At 57.0% G+C, this 18,364-nt stretch carries 14 protein-coding genes and 1 riboswitch; of the genes, 12 read left to right on the plus strand and 2 right to left on the minus strand.

The genetic code is table 11. The features are described from left to right. The first annotated feature begins 396 nt into the window (after positions 1-396). The 7 genes from LKH74_RS03635 to LKH74_RS03665 all read left to right on the plus strand — a co-directional run bounded on the left by LKH74_RS03635 (position 397) and on the right by LKH74_RS03665 (position 7,056). On the plus strand, positions 397-1,233 hold the full coding sequence (locus tag LKH74_RS03635) for an oxidoreductase (RefSeq protein ID WP_287788225.1): 837 nt from the start codon (positions 397-399) through the stop codon (positions 1,231-1,233). A gap of 46 nt (positions 1,234-1,279) precedes the next feature. Further along, positions 1,280-1,383, plus strand: a riboswitch (TPP riboswitch). Between the two features lie 184 nt (positions 1,384-1,567). After that, positions 1,568-2,356, plus strand: coding sequence for a hydroxyethylthiazole kinase (gene thiM, locus LKH74_RS03640; protein ID WP_287788226.1), 789 nt, complete (start codon positions 1,568-1,570; stop codon positions 2,354-2,356). Between the two features lie 587 nt (positions 2,357-2,943). Continuing rightward, on the plus strand, positions 2,944-3,759 hold the full coding sequence (thiD, locus tag LKH74_RS03645; protein ID WP_135367088.1) for a bifunctional hydroxymethylpyrimidine kinase/phosphomethylpyrimidine kinase: 816 nt from the start codon (positions 2,944-2,946) through the stop codon (positions 3,757-3,759). Beyond that, positions 3,759-4,412, plus strand: coding sequence for a thiamine phosphate synthase (gene thiE, locus LKH74_RS03650; RefSeq protein ID WP_287788228.1), 654 nt, complete (start codon positions 3,759-3,761; stop codon positions 4,410-4,412). Before thiD ends, thiE begins: the two co-directional genes overlap by 1 nt. 638 nt (positions 4,413-5,050) lie before the next feature. Then, the gene (locus tag LKH74_RS03655; protein WP_287788230.1) at positions 5,051-6,349 is read left to right on the plus strand and encodes a Y-family DNA polymerase; all 1,299 of its coding nucleotides are present in this window, start codon (positions 5,051-5,053) and stop codon (positions 6,347-6,349) included. Then, a complete protein-coding gene (locus LKH74_RS03660) occupies positions 6,342-6,650 on the plus strand; it encodes a hypothetical protein (protein ID WP_135367085.1) in 309 nt (102 codons plus the stop codon). Before LKH74_RS03655 ends, LKH74_RS03660 begins: the two co-directional genes overlap by 8 nt. Before the next feature lie 13 nt (positions 6,651-6,663). After that, a complete protein-coding gene (locus tag LKH74_RS03665; protein WP_287788231.1) occupies positions 6,664-7,056 on the plus strand; it encodes a hypothetical protein in 393 nt (130 codons plus the stop codon). Positions 7,057-8,095: 1,039 nt separating this feature from the next. On the opposite strand, the gene LKH74_RS03670 is transcribed toward LKH74_RS03665, so the two are convergent. Continuing rightward, the gene (locus LKH74_RS03670) at positions 8,096-9,199 is read right to left on the minus strand and encodes a hypothetical protein (protein WP_287788232.1); all 1,104 of its coding nucleotides are present in this window, start codon (positions 9,197-9,199) and stop codon (positions 8,096-8,098) included. Between the two features lie 424 nt (positions 9,200-9,623). On the opposite strand from LKH74_RS03670, the gene LKH74_RS03675 reads away from it, so the two are divergent. The 5 genes from LKH74_RS03675 to LKH74_RS03695 all read left to right on the plus strand — a co-directional run bounded on the left by LKH74_RS03675 (position 9,624) and on the right by LKH74_RS03695 (position 17,169). Further along, entirely contained in the window at positions 9,624-10,187 is a 564-nt protein-coding gene (locus tag LKH74_RS03675; protein WP_287788234.1) for a sigma-70 family RNA polymerase sigma factor, read from the plus strand. Positions 10,188-10,289: 102 nt separating this feature from the next. Beyond that, complete coding sequence (locus LKH74_RS03680) at positions 10,290-10,487, plus strand: hypothetical protein (protein ID WP_135367081.1); 198 nt, start codon at positions 10,290-10,292, stop codon at positions 10,485-10,487. Positions 10,488-10,523: 36 nt separating this feature from the next. Continuing rightward, positions 10,524-10,757, plus strand: coding sequence for a DUF2922 domain-containing protein (locus LKH74_RS03685; protein ID WP_287788236.1), 234 nt, complete (start codon positions 10,524-10,526; stop codon positions 10,755-10,757). A gap of 638 nt (positions 10,758-11,395) precedes the next feature. Next, a complete protein-coding gene (locus LKH74_RS03690; RefSeq protein ID WP_287788237.1) occupies positions 11,396-14,035 on the plus strand; it encodes a MucBP domain-containing protein in 2,640 nt (879 codons plus the stop codon). A gap of 254 nt (positions 14,036-14,289) precedes the next feature. Then, positions 14,290-17,169 carry a MucBP domain-containing protein gene (locus tag LKH74_RS03695; protein ID WP_287788238.1) on the plus strand — a complete coding sequence of 960 codons (2,880 nt, stop codon included), beginning with the start codon at positions 14,290-14,292 and terminating at the stop codon, positions 17,167-17,169. Between the two features lie 151 nt (positions 17,170-17,320). Here the strand turns inward: LKH74_RS03695 and LKH74_RS03700 are convergent, their stop codons facing one another. Beyond that, the gene (locus LKH74_RS03700) at positions 17,321-18,055 is read right to left on the minus strand and encodes a hypothetical protein (protein WP_287788239.1); all 735 of its coding nucleotides are present in this window, start codon (positions 18,053-18,055) and stop codon (positions 17,321-17,323) included. Positions 18,056-18,364: the final 309 nt, after the last annotated feature.

The following is an 18,364-nucleotide window of genomic DNA, read 5'->3' on the forward strand; positions in this document are numbered from 1 at the left end:
CCTACCGTTCGCCAAATATGGGTTGGAACGCTGGGCGGACGGGTCGAGCCAAAGGACGGTCTCGGCGCCTCGCTTTGAGCCGAAGCCCACGTCTCAAAGACGCCAGTTGCCTAAGCGGCATAAACCGTACCGCTAAGGCAACTCCCACGGCTGAACCCATATTTGGCGAACTCTCGGCTACTGTGGTGCATGCCAGTAACAGTTGCCTTAACCCTGGCTGACGCAGGCGTCTGGTTTCACTAGATTTAGTTTCCAGAACACCATCATTACGACAATCGGCGCGTTAATTTTAGCCGCAACCTTTGCCAGATTAATTGCAATCGCTTACACCTATTCGCTATGCTAGGGGTAACGGATTTTAAAATTAGATAGGAAAACCCAATTGGAGGGATAAGTATGACACACAGAAAAGTAGCTTTGGTCACCGGGGCCTCGTCCGGGATTGGCAACGCGATTGCCCGCAGCCTGCACCGTAATGGCGTCACCGTTTATGCCGGTGCGCGGCGGGTCAGTCGGATGAATGATTTGGACGACCTGGGTATCACGACGCTGGCGCTGGACGTGACGGACCCCATCAGCGTGGAAAAGGTGGTGGACCGCATCGTTAGTGAGACCGGCCGCGTGGATATTTTGGTCAACAATGCCGGCTACGGCCTGCTGGGGGCCTTGGAAGAGGTGCCGATGGATCAGGCCCGCGACCAATTCGACGTGAACTTGTTCGGGGCGGCGCGGTTGATCCAATCTGTCCTGCCGATGATGCGCCAACAACACAGCGGCCGCATCATCAACATCACCTCCGTGGACGGCAAGATTGCCCAACCCATGGCCAGCTGGTACGTGGCGTCCAAATTTGCGCTGGAAGGTCTGTCGGATACCTTGCGCTTAGAACTGGAACCGTTGGGGATTCAAACAATCGTCGTTGAACCGGGGTCCATTCAATCCGAGTGGGCCGACATCGCCGCCGACCATTTGAAAGCCACCTCGGCGCAGGGTCCTTACCGGCCAACGGCGAACCGGGCTGCGGCCGTCTTGACGGTGGCCAAACAGTTTGCCAGTCAGCCGCGCGTGATTGCTCGCTTGGTCGACCGCGCTGCCTTGTCGCGCCGGCCCAAGACCCGCTATCATGCGGGGGCCGGTAGTCAGGTGCTGCTGGCGCGCCGGTTTATGTCCGACAAGATGATCGACCACATGTGGCACGTCGTTGGTGAGGCGGCTCAACGTTTTACCCATTAATATGAGAAGCGTTGCGTCGACAGCTAAACCTGCTATACTTAACTTAAACCAACACTAGGGGTGTCCACACTGGGCTGAGATACGGGCGACCGTGATCCCTTGGAACCTGTCAAGTTCAGACTTGCGAAGGGAACGTGTCGTGGCACCCACAACGGGCCACCGGTTCACTGAACGTGAGGCGGGGCCCGCTTTTTGTTTGGTGGAAAATTAAAGCGCTCACATAGTGGTTCGTTAGGTGGCCGTTAAATGCATGGCGTACCCCGCAGGTTTGTGTCACCGGCCGGGTATGCTAGAAGTGGCCGTTTACGGGACCAATTCAAGGGAGGAATTACCAATGAAAGTGGCTTTGCTAGATGAATTACGGGCACAAAACCCGATTGTCTTTAACGTGTCGAATTTCGTGACCGTCCAGGACGTGGCTAACGGCATCAACGCGATTGGCGCGTCGCCCATCATGTCCGAAGAGGTGGCCGAGGCGGACGAAATGGTTGGCCTGGCGGGGGCGGTGTGCCTGAACCTGGGGGCCGTCACCGCCACGCAGGTCACCCAGATTCGCGCCGTGGGGCAGTCCGCCAACCGGCAACACCGGCCGCTGGTGATCGACCCAGTGGCTGTCGGCGCCGTAAAATACCGGATGCAAATGGCGACCGGCCTGTTAAACGATTTTCATCCCGACGTGATTCGGGGCAATGCCGGTGAAATTGCGGCACTGGCGGGAGTCGACTGGCAGGCCAAGGGCATTGACGCCGGCGAAGGCACCGGTGACCGGACGGCGATTGCCAAGGCCTGCGCGCAGAAATTAAAGTGCGTAGTCATCCTCTCTGGCCCCACGGACGTCATCACGGATGGTGAGCGGGCGGTCAAGGTCTTGAACGGGACGAAATTGTTCCAGATCCACGTTGGCTCGGGCGACATGCTCTCCAGCATCGTGGCGGCCTTCTGCGCGGTCACGGACGACTACTTTGAAGCGGCCCAAACGGCCTGCCTGGTCTTTGCGGCCATCGGCCAACTGGTCGCGGAAGCCACGCCTAATCTGGGAGCGGGGACCTTTATCGTGAAGCTCCTCGACAAGCTCCAAACCACCACCGTCGCGGAAATCGAAGGCATTGCGGCTTTCGAATAATAAATGTTTCGGGGCTGGCCGCCTTATCCAGAAAATGGCGGAAACCAGTGCCTACGCCTGCCGGGGTTCCGCTTGCTATGGGGAACGGCTCCAGCCGAAGGGCGGTCTGCCGCCTCGCTTTGAAGCCTGGCGCAACCCACCAGTCTCCAAAGTCGTCCCACGCTGTAGGCTGGCAAACGACGCCAGCCAACACCGTCGACACAGCCGGCTCCACCCCGGCGATCTCCGGCAGGGTAGTGACCTTGTTGTTGGATAGCGTAACGCCCAGCTTTGGGGGAGATGGTTGTCGTTCTCGTTGACGGCATGTTGATTATTCAAGTAAGGGTGATTGATAAGCAACAATCGGAGCCGTGAGTGGCGCGAAATCTAGGTTCAGCCGGGGAATTTGCCAGTGGGCTTTGCTGGCAAATTGGTGACTTTGAGACAGCGAATTTCTGGCTCAAAGCAAGCACCGAGACCGCATTTTGGCTCGGGGCGTCCTCCCCCAGCGTTCCAACCTAGATTTCGTGCCGCGGTAGGCGGACAGTTTCCACAACCTATCAATAATTTAATCATCAAAGAAGTAGAACCAGAAGGGATGAGTAACAATGGCAAATGAATTTCCACAAACCTTAACGATTGCTGGGACCGACAGCGGGGGTGGGGCCGGCGTGATGGCCGACCTGAAGACGATGCAAGAGCGCAACGTCTTCGCCACCGCCGTCATCGTCGCGGTGACCGCGCAAAATACACTGGGTGTGCAGGACTTTATGGCCTTGCCGCAAAAATTAATTGACGAACAATTTGCCTCACTAGCGGCAGACCTGAAGATTCGGGCCTGCAAGACGGGGATGTTGGCCGATGCAGCTCACGTGCATGGCGTCGTGGAAAATTTGAAAAAATACCAGTTCGGTCCATTGACGGTCGATCCGGTCATGATTGCCAAGGGCGGGGCGGCGTTGTTGGCCGACGATGCCGTGGCCACGGTGCGTGAAGAGCTGGTGCCGCTGGCGGATGTGTTGACGCCTAACTTGCCGGAAGCCGAACGTTTGACCGGGCAAAAGATTACGACGGCGGCTGATATGGAACGGGCTGCCGTGGCACTCCAAGACCTGGGGGCCAAGAACATCATCATCAAGGGCGGCCACGAAGCCACGCCGGATAAGGCCAGTGACTTCGTGTTACTAGATGACGGGCGGTCATTTTGGCTGACGGCACCGCGCTATGATACTGTGCGGACTCACGGCACGGGCGACACGCTGTCGTCTTGCATCACCGCCGAACTGGCGAAGGGCAAGGATTTCGAATCGGCCATTCGCCTGGGCAAGGACTACGTGACAGCGGCCATCGCCAATCCCATCGCGGTCGGCCACGGTCACGGACCATTGAACCATTGGGCTTACAATCAAGGAGGCGCTGAATAATGTCAGTGACGTTTGAACCAGGCCTGTTACGGGCCTACTTTGTGGCGGGGAGCCAAGACGTTCCCGGTCAAGATTTGCGTAAGGTGTTGGCGACCATGCTGGATGCCGGTATCACGGCGTTTCAGTTCAGAGACAAGGGTGCCAGTACGTTAAATGAGGAGCAGCGGTTGGCGCTGGGCAGCGATTTGCGGGTGCAGTGTCACGAGGCCAACATCCCGTTTATCGTGGATGACGACGTGGATCTGGCCATCTTGCTAAATGCGGACGGCATCCACGTGGGCCAAAGCGACCAGAAGATTCAGCAGGTCATCGAAAAGGTCGATGATCGACGGATGTTCGTGGGCTTGTCGTGCAACACGGCGGCTCAGGTGGCGGCGGCCAACCAGATTGACGGTATCGACTACATCGGTAGCGGTCCCATCTACCCGACTGTTTCCAAGGATGACGCCGATCCGGCCATGGGTGTCGACGGTCTGGCCGCGCTGGTCAAGCAGGCCAACGTGCCCATCGTGGCAATCGGCGGCGTGACGGTCGACTCTCTGCCAGCCATCGCGGCGACAGGAGCCGCGGGGGTCGCAGTCATCACCCTGTTGACGCGCAGTGATGACCCCTTGGCCGACACGCAGGCCATGCGGCGCGCTTTTCAAAAGTAATGGTCGTGGTAGTTTAGCAGACTGTTCCCACAAACCTGTGACTTTAGTCGAGGGTGGTCGATGAATACCGGCCGCTCCTGAATAGCTTCTATCACAAAAGACCTAGCTCCGAGAATCATTCGGAACTAGGTCTTTTTTTAAATACACACGGGTTGAAAAGATTCGATTGGTAAGCGCATACATTTGGACACACCCAAAAAGCTGTAACAGCCTGGTTTGGTCCGGTAAAACCAAAAAACAGGTCCGATTTCACCGTGTTTAAGTGCGGCAAATCGAAACCTGCTTAAAAGTTGAGGAAGCTAGTTGACTAGGGCTAACTTCACAAGTACATTCTAACACGACTACCAAATAAAAGCCACTAAAATAAGGTAATCCCACAATCTGTTAGTTAATTTAATGGCATAACCGGACTGTTAAATTGGTGGTTTAGTTAGTTTAAAGGGTGGCGGGTTGGTGGACAAAATCGGTCTATGTTCACGGCCGCTAATCAGGGGATAAGCAAGTGAATCTTTTCCTGAATGATTCTGGAAAACGAGGCCAGTGGGTTGCCCAAAAAGTTAGCGATTAATTTCGCTGTTCCCCTTGCAAATTAGAACAAGTGTTCGTATAATGAGAACAACGAAGGGAGGAAACGTGCCATGGACTACAGCCACGAACCACACGGGATGTTCTTTATGATCGACAACAAGTCGTTTTACGCCAGCGTCGAGAGCGTGGAGCGGGGGTTGAACCCGCTGAAATCCGTGATCGTCGTGATGTCGGAAGCGGACAATACCGGTTCGGGGCTGGTCTTGGCCGCGTCGCCGATGGCCAAAAAGCTCTTTGGCATCAGCAATGTCTCCCGGCAATACGAGGTCCCCCGTGACCCGCGCATTTTGGTGGTGCCGCCGCGGATGAACCTTTACATTCAAAAAAATCTGGCCATCAATAAGATTTTTCGCGAGTACGTGACCGATGCCGATTTATTTCCGTATTCCATCGATGAGTCCATCTTGGACATGACCAAGTCGTGGCGGTTGTTTGGCCGCACGCCAGAGGAGGTCGCCCGCAAGATTCAGTTGCGGATTCGTCATGAGCTGGGCCTGTACACGACGGTCGGCATTGGGGAGAACCCCGTTCAAGCCAAGCTGGCCTTGGATCTGCAGGCCAAACACGACCGCGAGTTGATCGGCCGTCTGACCTACGAGACGGTTCCGCAATATATCTGGCCCATCACGCAGCTGACCAAGGTGTGGAGCATCGGTCACCGCACCGCCGCGCACCTGCAGCGACTGGGGATCCACAGCATGGGTGAGCTGGCCCACGTGAACCCGTATGAGTTGCAGCAAACGATGGGGCTGATGGGTGCGCAACTCTTTGCGCTGGCCTGGGGCATCGACCGCAGTCATTTCACCCAGGTGCGCCCGCCCAAGGAGAAGAGCTGGAGCAATTCGCAGGTCTTGCCGCGCGATTACCGCGTGCAAAGTGAAATCGAGCTGGTCTTGCGTGAAATCGGCCTGCAGACCACGGCCCGCATGCGCCACCACCAGCAACAGACCAGTTGTATCAGCCTGTACGTCGGCTTTGCTTGGGATGGCCAAGCCGACGATGGCCGCAGCGGCTTACACCACAGCCGGCGCATCGACCCGACCGACAACGCCCAAACGATTATCCGGGAATTGGTGACGTTGTTTCGGGAGAATTGGGACGGCCAACCGGTCCGCAACCTAGGGGTCGGTCTGTCACGTCTGAGCCCCAGCGGCCGGCTGCAACTGGACTTGTTTCAAGACCCCCAACGCCAGATCAAGGACGATAAATTTGACCGGGTCATCGACGAACTGCGGGACCGCTTTGGCAAGACCGCCGTCATTCCGGCCAGCAGCCTCTTGAAGGGCGGCACCATGTTACGCCGGGCCGCGCTGGTCGGGGGCCACAATGGGGGGAATAGCTTTGATTGATGAGACCAAGGAAGCTGAGTTGATTTTACGTCGCTTGCAGCCCCTGTTTACGGCCCAGTGGCACTGTCAATACCGCCTGGATGTGGTCAATAATCAGTACGGCCACGTCTTCAATTTCTTCTTGGACATTCAACGAAAAAATCATCGCGAACGGTCGATTCCGCTGCATTCACTGCGCACCACCGACCTGGCCGTCTTGGAGCGAGTCCTCAACCAGGTCCGACAGGGAACGGCGCTTACGCTGCATTTTGTCGACTTCGGTCGCGTGCGCTGGCCACTGAGTCAGCGCTGGATTCGTTAGGAAGTGACGCGTCATGATCTTGCACCAAACTGACAACGACGACCTCGCCCAGAACTTCTTTCACCGCGATTATCACGACCGCGGCATGTTGAAGTGGGGCGGGTTCTACTTGTCCGATCACACCAGCGCCTTGGCCAAAATGCATGCGGCCGAGCAGGTGGAACGGCCCTTGCCTGAACAAACTGCGGCGGTCGTCAGTGAGCGCCTCGCCGCAGCCTGGCGCAGTCAACAGCCGGTCCACCTGCAATTAAACGTGGTGGATGACAATCAGACCATTCAGCTTTTGGATGGGGTGATTGCCGGGGTATTTGACGATCAAATCATTTGCCAGCTGCCTACCGGTAAATGCCAATCGGTAGCGCTAGCCGCAATTCGATGCGTTGTTTCACCGAAAAACGTGCACTGACCACAGAGAGGGTCGGTGCACGTTTTTGGTTTAGCAAAGGGACCATCGATGCCGACCGCGACATCAGTGTTCCCTTTGTTGGAGATTGAGTTATGGTGTGTTTCACAGATGGGTTGAAGCCCACCTCGGTGCCAGTATAACATTGCGGCGACCGTTTGTTTACTCGTTCGGTACCGATTGTGAAATTAACTGCTTTGTTAAGCGGAACCAGTTGCCTGTTGGCGCACGTTTCAGCTATCTAAAGTTGGCGCAGTTGGTGCTGGCCGCCTACCGTGGCGCGAAATCTAGGTTGGAACGCTGGGGGAGGACGGCCTGAGCCCAAGCCCGGTCTCAGCCCTTGCTTTGAGCCGAAAACCACGTCTCAAAGTCACCAATTTACCAGCAAAGCCCACTGGCAAATTCCCCGGCTGAACCTAGATTTCGCGCCACTCTCGGCTACAATGATGGTTGTCAGCAGCGGTTGATTTATCGGTACCGTCAACGTGGCTGTGTCGTAGTGGGGGTGTGTGGCGATAGTGCCTGCGACCGTCAGGGATTCAGGTTGCTCAACGTTGGGTCGTGATGACTGGCGGCAGTAGTGGATGACGGCCACAACGTTTGTGACTGTCATCCACGCAATCAGTGTCAGCAGCGTGGTCCCCGGCGGCTACCTGAAATTTTCAGCTACATTAAGGGCAACTGTTGGCTCAACCGTCATGGACAACCACTACCAAAGCCGAGAGTTCGCTAGAGATGAGTTCAGCTGTGGGAGTTCCCTTAGTGCCACGGGCCAGGGCACTTAGGGAACTGGCAACTTGGAGACGCGGGCCATCGGCTCCAAGTTGAGGTCCGAGACCGCTCTGTGGCTCGGGCCGACGCCCTCAGCGTTCCGACTCATCTCTAGCGAACGGTAAGGCGGCCAGCACACACCGTGTAACCAACGGATAAGGTAGGCGCAAGCAGCGGCAGGCTTTCACCAAGTAACCAACATAAAACGGAAGAACGCAAAAAAGGTAGTCACCGTGGACCACTCGCGGCGACTACCCAATTTGATTATAAGCTAAAATTTATTAGTTGTGGTCTTCATCAACTCGGCACCCTTGTTGGTCATCAGGTAACCCGCACCGTTCTTGGTGAACTGGATACCTTCAAACTCACGCTTGCCGCTCAAGTTGGTGGCTTCGACCTGCTTAGCCTTCAAATGGCCCAGCTTGGAAACGGGCACGGATGAAATGCTACTGTCGGAGACGAAGTACAACCGGTTACGTTTAACGTTGTACGCGATGGACTGTGGCTTGGTACCTGGACGGTAACGCAGACCTTGCATAACCAAGTGGAACTTCACTGACTTCTTGTTGATCTTACCCTTGTAGATCTTGACTGCGCCCTTAGGTGCCCAGCCGCCGTTGGAGTAGGTAAAGAAGTAGGCATTGCCCTTTTTGTCAAACGTCAGGTTGGACCCCATGGTAACGGTGTTCTTCAACATGAACTTGATCTTCTTGGTTGGCTTCAACGTCTTGGTTGAGACCTGTTGGACATTGGAGTGAATCTTAACGGGTGCGCCGATGAACCAGAGTTGGCCGTTCTTAGGGTTCATGGCCAGTGATTGACCGTGACCGGTGTTAAATTTCGGCCCAATCTTGATGTACTTCATGATGGCCTTGTCGGTGCTGGTCATTTGGTTGACGGAGTGGTCGTAAGTGGCGCGACGCAGGGCGTCCATGTGAGACGTGCTGATGCCAAATTTACTCCGGAGTGCGCCCAAGTTGTAACGGACGATCCAGCCTTCCGTGCTTTGCGAACTGGTGGTGATCAGTTCGTACAAGGTCTTGCCATCCTTGGTCAGCACTTCGCTTTGGGGGTTGCCCCAGTCAGCGGAGCGGTTGTACGTCACTGGCAGGAAAACGTTGGATTTGAACGTGACCTTCTTGCCCTTGGTGCTGGAAATGCTGGTAGGACTGGTCTGGAAGATGTTCGAGTAACTCTGCTGGAAGGTGTAGCGCTTGACGAACATATTCTTGTTTTTCACGGTTTTATACTTGTTGACATTGTAGTTGGCCAATGCGTTACCGTGTTGTGTATAGGTCTTGGCGTGGGCCAGCGTCGTCCCGCCAAAGAGCAGGGCAGCCGTGGCTGCGGCCGTTAACAAAACTGCTTTTCTCATGACTCAAAGTCCCCTCAAATAAGTATTGTTGTAACTGGTTACATAATCATTTATACCACAAATTTTAACGCTCTGAACATAAACAGACAAAATTTTTTCGCAGTTAAGCGGATTAATCGGGGTAAAAAAACAGACTGGGGGCGAGAAATCGGGGGTGGCGTGGCTCCTAGCAATCGGCAAAAATTTTTTAAAATAAATTTCCCGGCCAAAATAAAAATACCCCACAAAATCCCAAATTCGTTATTTTGACGAAAGCCAGTTCCACCGCGGCTGAGTAAAGTTGCGGCCCACAAGCACCGGAAAATAGGGGCAAAATACCGGGGTTTTGGCGAAATATTCGACAGTGGCGCGGGCCGGCCACGTCCGGTAATGTAGGGGCTAATCCATGGCCATGGATCATCAGAATTGAGAGGATGATTCATTTATGAAACCTACACCGCACGCTGCTGCTTATAAATTTCTATATACCGGCGACCACGAGATGATTTTGTACGCCACGCTCAAGCGCCTGCACATTCGCCCGGCGCACCCCGATTACGAGGACTATCTGCAAGAGGCACGGCTGTTGTTCCCGGAGGTCTACGTCGATTTTCCCGACGACCCGGAGGCCAAGCCGCACCAATTTTTAGCCTACGCCCAGCGCAAGATCTACTGGGCCTTGCTGGACCGGTTGCGCCGGGACCGCAAGCAAAATGACCGCCAGGAGGACGGCGACCAGACGGAACTGCTGGAGACCGTCGCCAGTGACGCGGACATTTTAGACGCCATCGGCCAGCAGGATTTCCGCCGCTACCTGTTACGGGTCATCGGCGCGTCCGGCAGTACCGGCGAGTGGCGCTTTCTAGTGGGCACGCTGGTCGATCAACTGACGGCCGACGAAATCGCCGCCAGACACGGCGTCAGCCACAATACGGTGTACAAATGGCGGCGCACGCTCATCCGCCGTTTGGTCAATCATTTGACGCCGCCCGAAAACTTTTTAAATTAATTTGCCCTCAGGGGGTTACAAATTCCGTTTGGATTTCGTTAGTAAGAGTATAAGGGTTGGCCAATCACTTATAAAAATTCGCAACATGAGAGGAGCACCACCATGCAAACCAACTGGAAGAAGACCACCATCACTTTTATCTTAGGCAACGATGTCGACCACCCCGTTAAGATCGTTTTGCAAAACGCGGTTGCCGCACCGGAAGCCAAACAGATCGAAGCCTTTGGCGGCTACCTCGCTGGCTTGACCGGCCTGCCATTTCACGCCGCAACCGTGGCCACGCAAACGGCCGTTGCCTAACGTCACTCACTCAGCCAACCGAAAGGAAGTTATTAAATGAAAGCATTAGAATTGAGTTTTAAGGGTTCCGACCTGCGGATCAAGCACCTGCGGTTGAAGTACGTCAACACGGAGCTGACCACCCCGGAAGTGGAAAATCTGATGAAGCAGATCGCCGCTGCCAAGCTCTTTAACAAGGATGGCGTGGACCTGTACGCTACGCCCGTACGCGCCGACATCATCGAAACGACCAAGACGACCTTGATGGGCGACCCAGCACCAATCGCCTAACACAACCGAATTCAACTGAACTGTCAACCTGAAGGTGGCCGGCTTCCCCGCGAGGAGGCCGGCCATTTTTGGCTACATAATTGGTAAATGTGTGCGGTGCCTGCGGCTGACAGGCGTTCTGCCTGCTATGGGGAACGGCTCCAGCCCAAGAGCGGGCTTCCACCTCGCTTGAAAGCCTTGCCTAAATCGCAAGTCTCTCAAGTCGTCCCACCCAGTAACCTGGCCCAAAACGCCAGCTAACTGGGTCGACACAGCTGGCGCCGCGCCTGTCATCCTTCGGCGGGGAGTGTATGCGTATCATATGCCAACATTTAGGGTGAGGGGGTATAGGCATAGTGATCAATTTTCCAATGGGGTACCTGCTTGCCGCCAAAAGATTCGTGGTCGTCCGTCCCGTCCGCCGCAGGGGCGTCCCATCTTCGGATGATGACCTTGCGCGATTGAAAACGTTATACACGGATAAATGAAACTTACGTGAAACTCACGCCTCAAAAAGATTGATTCAATTTCTTAACCGTTTTCCCCGTAGCTCAGCCGAGCCGCTATACTGAATCTCGTTAGTAACGGTAGGCGATGTCGCAGACACGCCACCGTTACTGAGGACTATTCAGATAAGCGCCATTGGGAGGAAGATGATTGTGAGAAAAGAAATGACGACTAAAACCCATTATAAGATGTATAAAAGTGGCAAACACTGGGTATTCGCTGGGCTGATCAGCGGTGCCTTATTCCTATCGGCGGGGGTGACGGCCCAGGCCGATGAGCAACCTGGTGCGGCGACAGCAGCTACCGTGACGGCGGTGGGGTCTAGTGAGAGTGCGCCGAGCGCCGCGACCGCAGCGACTGACACCCCGGCCACAACCAGTGAGGCGCCCGCAGCGTCAACTGCCGTGGAATCTGTCGGCACGACCAAACCCGCGGGAACGGTTGACGACGTGGTGCCATCACCGGTAACGCCGGATGAGACGACGACCACGACTGCGGTGCCGGCAGTCCCGGCCACCCCGGCGGTCACCGTGACGGCGGATAACGTTGCGGATACTGTGACCATGCCAGCCCCCGCCGCTGACTCGGGCGCAACGACCACTTCTACGACCGCTGACCCTGTGGGCACGACCAAGCCGACCGGGGAGGCTGACCCAGTCGTTGCACCAATTGACCCGGCGACGCCCACTACTGACGAACCGCTGGGCACGACCAAGCCCGCGGCGACCGTTGATCCCGTGACGCCGGCTACCGATGACGGACAGGCTATCGACGCCGTCCCAACGGCAACGACCAGCGCCACGCCAACAGTTACCGTCGACCCAATCGTGGAAACGGCAGTGGTGCCGACCGTCGCCCACCCAACGCTGGAGACGGCCGCCACGACTCGACCAGCCCTGGACGTGACCCCGGTCGCCACCGCGGACTCGGTGAGTGTTTCGACTACGCGCCCCGACCCGACGACTTTACCAGACGTTCTGACAACTGGATGGACCCAGCCGGCCGTTGCGTTAGTCCAAGCCGAACTGGCGAAGCCCGCGACTGTGGCCACGGTGGCCCACACCAAGGAGACGCCGGCCATCGACCTGTGGATGCCCAATAAGCGGCTACAACAGATGGTCTTGTTGGCGCTACAGAAGTTACATGCCAGCGACAAGACCTGGAGCACGGTCGATGATATTACCCAAGAGGACCTGGCGCGGCTGAAGAAATTGGTTGCCGTGGGCCACAACGGCATGGGCACCTACATCGACGGCCACACGGCATTTTCGCTGGTGGGTCTGGAGCACGCGGTCAATTTGGAAACGTTGATGTTGACCAACACGTTGAACGTGGCGCCGGGGGCCTTCTTCGGCGACATTGAAGACGTGACGCCGTTGGCTAATTTGCAACAGCTGACCGTCTTGGACCTGCAACACAACCGGATCAAAGACGTGACGCCACTGGCCAATTTGAAACACCTCAAGCAGTTGGCGTTGGCCTACAATGCCATCCAAGACTTTTCGCCGCTGAAAGACACCGTGCCGCGGGAACCCGGCAGCTTTACCGATACCGGTCAGTTCATCTTCCTCGATCCGGTATTGATCAATGAGGCGGATCGCACCGGCCACCTCCAAGCGGCTTGTACCACGATCGATGGCGAAGTGGTCCAATTGACTGCCACCGCCGCCGTTGCCCAGCCACTCTTCCATGTGAACGAGCAGTCCACGTATCACGTGTACTTCACGGGCGGCAATCCGCAGCCGGACGGTCAGGGGGGCGTGAACTACACCTATATTCAGGATCAAAAGCCGGGGGCCACGTCTTGGCCAGGCGATGACAGCATCCACGTCGACCCGCTGACGGACTACTATTACCTGACCGGCGTTTACAAGCCCTTTGGGTCAATCGACTTTGCGGTGATTCAACCCTACGCGATTGCCCACAACGCAGCCAACGTGACGGTGCATCACGTGGACGAAACGGGGGAGGAAATTGCCCCGGCAGAAACGTTGAAGCCAGGGCTGGTCGGTGAAACGTACACGACGACGCCAGTCACGGTGCCGCACTACGTCTTACAAACGACGCCGGCCAACGCCACGGGCGTGTACGGGGAGACCGCCATCGACGTGACCTACATTTACGCGGAAGAGGAGGCCGATACGGAAGAGGGCGGCAACACGACGCCGCCAGGAACGGATGGTGGTGGCAACACAACGACGCCGGGGCAACCGGGACAGCCAGGTGAACCAGGGCAACCGAGTCAACCAGGTCAGCCAGAACAACCAGGCCAACCGAGTCAGCCGGAGCAACCGGGCCAACCAGCACCAGCACCGGGCGGCGAGACACCTGGTGGCGACCATGATCAACAACCGGGTGACCCAGGCGACGGTCAAAGCGACGGCAACCAGGGCGGTAGTCAAGGCAACCAGCCGGGCACTCAGGGAACCGGTGATCAGGTCACGGGTTCGCACCCCGGGTCGACCACGCCGGGCACTGCGCCACAACCGGGCACCACTGGAACTGCGGTCACGGATGATGCCGCCGAGGACACGGCCTTGCCAGGGTTGACCGCGCCAAGTACGCCGGACGATCAGGCCCCGGGTCAGACGAGTCAAGTCACTGCACTGGCCCACAGCCACGCGCGGCCAACGCTGCCGACTGGCACCTCCGTGGCGGCTGCATCAACGTCACCGACCGCGACGACCTTGCCGCAGACTAGCGACCACGCAACGTCGGCCATTTGGGGCGTGGCCTTATTAACGGGGATGTTAGGCTGGTTAGGCGTCAAACTGAAACGTCAGCGTCACTAAGCACGAGGTCCCACAGCCACACCGTTTCGGCGGGGTGGCCTACATAGAAGATGCGTGATGGAAAACGTTATCTTGGCATAAGTGAAACTAACGTGAAACTCACGCCTCAAAAAGATTGATTCAATTTCTTAACCATTCCCCACAGCGTTAATCTGACCAGTTATACTGAATCTCGTTAGCGTTGGTTGAACGTGAAGAGACCGCCTGGCCAACCTAGAAACACCAAGCTTAACGCAACTGGGAGGAAGATGATTGTGAGAAAACCAATGGGAACCAAGACACACTATAAGATGTACAAAAGTGGCAAACGCTGGGTATTTGCCGGCTTAGTCTGCGGCGCCCTGTTACTATCGGCGGGCGTGACCGCACAGGCCGATGAACAGACCGCTACGACCACGGCTTCGACCGTGACGGCGGTGGCCCCGAGTGAAAGCACGCCGACCGTCGCCGCGCCGACCGAACCAGACGCGGCGGCGACTAGTGCCGCACTGACCAGCACTGCGACCCTGGCCGATACCACACCGGCCGCGACCGCGGATACAACCGCAACCCCCGCGCCAGCGACCAGCCCGGAGCCAATCGGCACGACCAAACCCGCGGGAACGGTCGATGACGTCACCACCCCCGATGACGCCGCAGCATTACCAGTGGTGCCCGCGACCCCGACCACACCAGCGGTAACCGTGACGCCGGCTAGTGCCGCGGACCCGGTGACGGCCGCGCCGACGACTGAAGACCCAGCCACGCCAACGACCGACAACGCCGTGGGCACCACCAAGCCAGCGGGCACCGTCGACCCGGTCACGGTATCCACCCCGGCCACCGATGCCGAACCGGTGGGGACGACCAAACCCGCGGCCACCGTCGATCCCGTGACGCCGGCCACTGCCACCCCGGCGGTCACAACCGCCACGCCAACGACCGACGATCTCGTGGGCACCACGAAACCGGTGGGCCTGCCAGACTTGGTGCTGACGGATGCGCCAACGCTGACCAAACCGGTGCCGGGGTTGAGCACGGCGGTGACGACCGCGCCTCTGGCAGCGACTAGCCTGGCTGCGGTGCCGCTGGTCCAAACGGAAGTGGCCAAACCCGCGACTACACACCAGTCGCGGTACCCCGACCTGATGTTGATCGACCTGTGGATGCCCAACCGTCAGCTCCAGCTCGCCGTTTTCCGGGCGTTGAAGCAGCTGCCGAACCCGGGGAAGACCTGGAAGCACCTGTCGGACATTGACCAAGAGGACATGTTGTTACTGAAGAAATTGGTGGTAAACGGTCAAAATGGCGTCGACACCCACATCGACGGCCACACGCCATTTTCACTGTTGGGGCTGGAATTTGCCACGAACCTGGAAGAACTGGTCATGACGGTGGACCGCACGCAAAATCCCGGGTGGACGCACGGTGACATCGTGGACGTGACGCCGCTAATGATGTTGACGCAGTTGAAAAAATTAGACCTGCGCAACAACCGCATCAACAACGTGTGGCCACTGAGCACGCTGGTCAATCTGACCTCGCTCAAGCTCGCCAACAACGCCATCAACGATTTTCGGCCGTTGAACAAGATCCCGGGTATCGCGCATTCAGTTAAGAAACACCCCGGCCAGCTGATCTTCATGCCGCACTTGACGGTCGAGCCTAGCAATACCGAGCCGGAAATGCACATCACCTGTTATGACTTTGACGGCAGTCTGCTCCAGCTGTTCCATCTCGGGGAATACCAAGAACTCCTGTCATCGTGGGACGGCCAGGAAACGTATCACGTGTACCATGCGGCGGATACGTCGGTCGATGCGTCGACCATGGGCTTCCCCACGGGGTCGGGCGGACTCTTGTATTTCCAATTGCCGACGCAAAAACCCGGCAACACGACCTGGGAAAATCCTAACGAGCCCAACAAGCACGTGGAGCCGCTGGCCAATTACTACTATATGATTGGTCAAGGCGGCCTGGGCGGCGTCACTTGTTTCACGGTCATCCGTCCGTATGACGTGCAGACCGCGCCGGAAACGGTGGGGACAATCACGGTCCATCACGTCGACCAGGAAGGCGAAACGATTGCGCCGGACCAGGTCCTGCCGACCGGTAATCTGGGGGACAAATACACCACGGCTCCGGTCACAGTCAACGGCTACGTTTTACAAAGCCGACCGACCAACGCCACCGGGGTCTGGGGCACCGACGACATTAGCGTGACCTACGTCTATGCCTTGGAAGAGTCTGACGCGGAGATTCCGGAAGAGCCCGAAATTCCAGAAGAACCAGAAGAACCAGAAGAACCAGAAGAACCAGAAGAACCAGAAGAACCCAGCGTGCCAGAGAAGCCAGAAGTGCCTGGTGAGCCGGACAAACCGGAAGCTCCAAGTGAACCAAGCGACCCAGAAAAGCCGGTCGACCCAGATGCACCGGAAACGCCAGGTGGCGGGGACACCGATACCGACCCGGGTGCGCCAGGAGATGGCGATGGCGGTGCCACAGAACCTGGGAAGCCGGGTGAGCCGGGGAAACCTGGGGATGGCGGCACGATGCCGACCCCACAGCCGACGCCAAACCCACAGCCGGGCAATCCCGATGGTGGCAATGGGGGGACGGTCACCACGCCAGGTGGCGGTGGTGATACGTCAACCACCCCAGCGCCGAACCCGCAACCTGGGACGCCGAGTGGCGATGGGACCACCACGACGCCGACCCCACCAAGTACGCCCGGGGGCAGTGGTGACCAGGGCGTGGGACAACCCACACCAACTCCTGCACCGACGCCCACACCGGTAGCGCCGACGCCAAGTCAACCGACCGCCCCAACGGCACCCGTGACAACGGGCGACGCAGGTGATCAGCCGGCGACACCGCAACCGATGCCAACGACCACGGGGACCAGTGCGCCAGCGACCCCAACGTCACTGGGCAGTGGCGTCAGTCACCCTGCGACGCCAGCCACCAGCCCGGTCCAATCAACGGTCGATTTGACTGCGCCACTCAGCGGACCGGTGGCGGACCAACCTGCCCCAACGGCCGCGACGACCCTGCCGCAAACGGACGACCAACCGACGTCTGCGGTCTGGGGCGTGGCGTTGTTGACGGGGATGCTGGGGTGGCTTGGCTTGAAATTGAAACGCAAGCACCGCTAAGGACTAGTTGATGGTCAGCCTTTGATTGACCGCAGCCACACTGTTTTGGCGGTGTGGCTTACATAGAATTAAAAAAATACCACCAACGTCCCGCCAATCCTGGCAGTAACGTTGATGGTATTTGTGTGAATCGGTAATCCTTTTAGCGAGATTAGTCTAACGTCTCAACGGCATCGGCCAGAGTATCTGCGAGGTTATTGCTTGCTTCGCGGATGTCCCAATCGTCATTGGGGTCGTCGCTTGCCGCAATCGTTTCAGCGAGTTGGTCGCTCATGGCGGCTAACTTAGCGTTGGTCACAGAGCTGAACCGACCTTTGAAGCTAGCTGTGGCCTGAAGGATAGCCTGTCCATCTTTGGCGGTGTAACCGGTGATTTCTTGAATAGCGGACGGTAGGCCACTGGAAGAATAAGCATTGCTAGTCGTAATATCCTTAAACGCCTCTAAAGCGTACGATTGGTCGTCAGAAGACATCGACCGCACCGCCGCTAAGACGTGCTTGATGTCTGACTTCCGCCGGGCCAAGGCCTTGGTGTTGACCTTCTTCAGGTTGCCCTTCCAGATCCAGCCCTTCACGTTGCCACGCTTGTTCTTGACGTAGTAGTAAGTGGCCGTCTTGCCGTTACGCTTCTTGAGCTTCACGGACTTGGTGGCGTAGAAGGTGGTCTTCAGGTACTTGAAGGCTTTGTGGGCCTTCTTGGTCAGCTTCTTGTTGGCGTAAATGTAACCACCCTTGGCGTGGTAAGCCGTCTTCTTCAGCTTCTTGGTGCTGAGGACCTTGGCTGCCTTGGTCTTAGCCAGTGCGGGTAAGGTCGTGGTCGGCAAAGATGAGACGCCCAGGCTGAGGGCAACAAGACTCACGGCGGTGGTTTTGATTAATTTATTCATGATTTCTCCCTTCATTTATGTAGACGTGAAATTACTTTTTAATTATATCATTATAAAGCGGGGAGGGGACGACTTTTTTGCGGGATATCTGTTAAATTAATGGCGGAGAGTGGTGGGGCGGGATGGCGATGGTTGATGGGCAGTCGGCCGGACGCAAAGCCCAATCGAAAAAGCCACCAGCAACCACGTGTCAGCTAAACGGGTGGTTGCCGGTGACTTTAATGTTAGTCAAGATATTATGCTAATTCTTCGTAAATAGCTGATTGACGGTTCGCATGTCGGTGGTGCCAGTAGCAAGGCGGCCAGTAT

The organism is Levilactobacillus sp., from assembly GCF_022646225.1.
Taxonomy (GTDB): domain Bacteria; phylum Bacillota; class Bacilli; order Lactobacillales; family Lactobacillaceae; genus Levilactobacillus; species Levilactobacillus suantsaiihabitans.